Source organism: Vibrio sp. B183, assembly GCF_000740665.1.
Classification (GTDB): domain Bacteria; phylum Pseudomonadota; class Gammaproteobacteria; order Enterobacterales; family Vibrionaceae; genus Vibrio; species Vibrio coralliilyticus.
The window spans coordinates 1-2,190 of sequence record NZ_JPQB01000051.1 but is presented as its reverse complement, the minus strand read 5'-3'; the positions used below and the strand labels follow the sequence as shown (position 1 = coordinate 2,190).

General features: G+C 44.5%; 2 protein-coding genes. One reads left to right on the top strand and one right to left on the bottom strand.

The window, feature by feature from the left end; genetic code table 11:
* The first annotated feature begins 245 nt into the window (after nt 1–245).
* Entirely contained in the window at nt 246–683 is a 438-nt protein-coding gene (locus tag IX95_RS25625) for a DUF3757 domain-containing protein (RefSeq protein ID WP_038165196.1), read from the top strand.
* A 49-nt stretch (nt 684–732) separates the two neighbouring features.
* Here the strand turns inward: IX95_RS25625 and IX95_RS25620 are convergent, their stop codons facing one another.
* Nucleotides 733–2,079 carry an ISNCY family transposase gene (locus IX95_RS25620; RefSeq protein ID WP_152562082.1) on the bottom strand — a complete coding sequence of 449 codons (1,347 nt, stop codon included), beginning with the start codon at nt 2,077–2,079 and terminating at the stop codon, nt 733–735.
* Nucleotides 2,080–2,190 lie beyond the last annotated feature (111 nt).

The window sequence follows — 2,190 nt, the reverse complement described above, 5'->3', positions numbered from 1 at the left end:
AAGAGACAAAAAGTAAAGGTAACTGATTGAATTAACGTACAAAGTTACCTTTCTTTTTTGCCTCCCTTTGTCAATCCCAGTTTAAAATGTCCTGTTCCCTCCAAAGTAGAAATGTCCGGTTATAGAGTAGTGGATGATGTTGTGAATTACTTCAAGACTTCAAGTAGGAATAATCTGTCTATACCGATAGCTATAAATCCCTAACAATATATTGTCTAATTACAATATGTTAAGGAATCTTTTTCATGAAAAAAACCATGTTGCTGTTGACGGTACTCGCTTCTGCTCCGAGTTTTGCGGACGATTCGTGGACTACAACCTCTTGCCCAACAGTGAACGAGTTAAATGAAAGGTATCACCGATTTACAGCAATTACAGCCGATAGGCATATTTGGATCGAGCCAGATATGAATCGATATTATGGCTTTTACAATAATACGCCCAATACTTTTGTCGGTGTCAGAGCTGCTATAGGGTCGGATTTGGTGCGTTGTTACTATGGCAATACAAATGATGACTTAACCCTAGATAGGAACCTTCTAGACCTTAAGATAGGAGATAATCATCGAGCAGATAATCTTCAATCGGTGTCAGGAGAGTGGGATGGTCAATGGTTCCCTGGAACACCGATAAAAGAGTGCTTGTCCAATAATCCAGATCAATGTCAGTTTAAGTACCAGTAATAGCCCATATTTGAGCACTTAAATTTTTCCCTCAAGTGCTCATGAGGACTTACCTTTGTTTGCTTGCCACAAAGCTATCAGGGTCAGCTAGAACCGGGTTTAATGCCCTTAACTGAGCCAGTGCACGCTTTTGAGCCGTACGTTTAGGCGCACTTTGACTTCTTTCCCTAAGTTGCGCCTTATCAAACTCTTCTTGTTTCTCTTGGGCAAACTGAAGGACTTTACCCAGTCTTTTGTTGTCGACGACTTGAGTTTGGTCCACTTTAGCCAGCTTATCAAAGGTTCTGAAACTTAACTTTCTCTCGCCATACTGGACAGCAATTCGACCATCGGGATAGTCGAGTATTTTGACCACTTCATTGACAAGCCGACTGTTTTTCTCCGTATCTTCAATCAGATAAAGCACTTTGTCATATTGGAATGTCAACGACTTCGAGAGTTTACGTGTGGTCTGCCAAGCGAAAATATCATCCAGCTCATCCTGGCTTTCTCGAACTGGGCGGTGAAGATCTTTAGGGTAGTTGGCAGGCTTAGCAAAGCGGCGGTTAAAATCCTCAATAAAGTAGGGCAGCCATGCGTTCGCTTCTTGAATGGTATTGATGCCTTGTAGACGCATCTCCTTGATTAATCGGTCTTGTAGCGTCTTATTCGCTCGCTCAACACGCCCCTTGGCTTGAGAGCTGTTCGCGCAAATCAGTTCAATCCCAAGCTCATCGAGAATACGACCAAATTGGGTTAATCCCACTTTTTTGAGATGCTCTTGGTTGACTCGAAATATCGAGTGTTTATCGCTGTAAAAAGCCACAGGCTTGCCATGTTGATCTAGGTATTCCCGTGTGGCCACCATGTAATCAAAGGCAGATTCGGTATCGCTGAAGCGTAGGTTCATCAAACGGCCCGTCGCATCATCGATGTAGACCAAGAGACAGCACTTAGGGCTGCGTCCTTCAAACCAATCGTGGTGTGAGCCATCAATCTGAACCAGATCGCCTAGGCAGTCACGACGATAACGGGGTTGGTAAACACGAGGCTGACGTTGCGAATGTGGCACCCAGAGACCATCGGCGATCATCCACTGACGCAGTGTCTCGACAGACAGGACCAAGTTGTGTTGTTCCGTCAGCTTCTCACAAGCAAATGTTGGCGAAAAATCAGCGTATTGAGTTCGTATGATGTTCAGAACCTCAGCCCGAAAAGCATCAGGATAACGTCGGTTGCTCGGTCGGCCACGTGACCCATGTGCTAAGGAAGAAGCCCCATACTGGCTTAACTGACTCAATAAACGCCGAACTTGTCGAGGGCTTATGTTGAGTATGTCGGCTGCATCAATTTGACGAAGGCGGCGTTCGCGAACATCTTGCAGCACTTTAAAACGATTAATGTCTCGGTCACTCATGGGAATTAGCATCGGTTGAGGTCCTCAAAGCTCAGCGTGTTCATTAAGCATAAGAGGACATTTTAAAATTGCTCAAACCGGACATTACTAAATTGCACCTACACCCTTAGT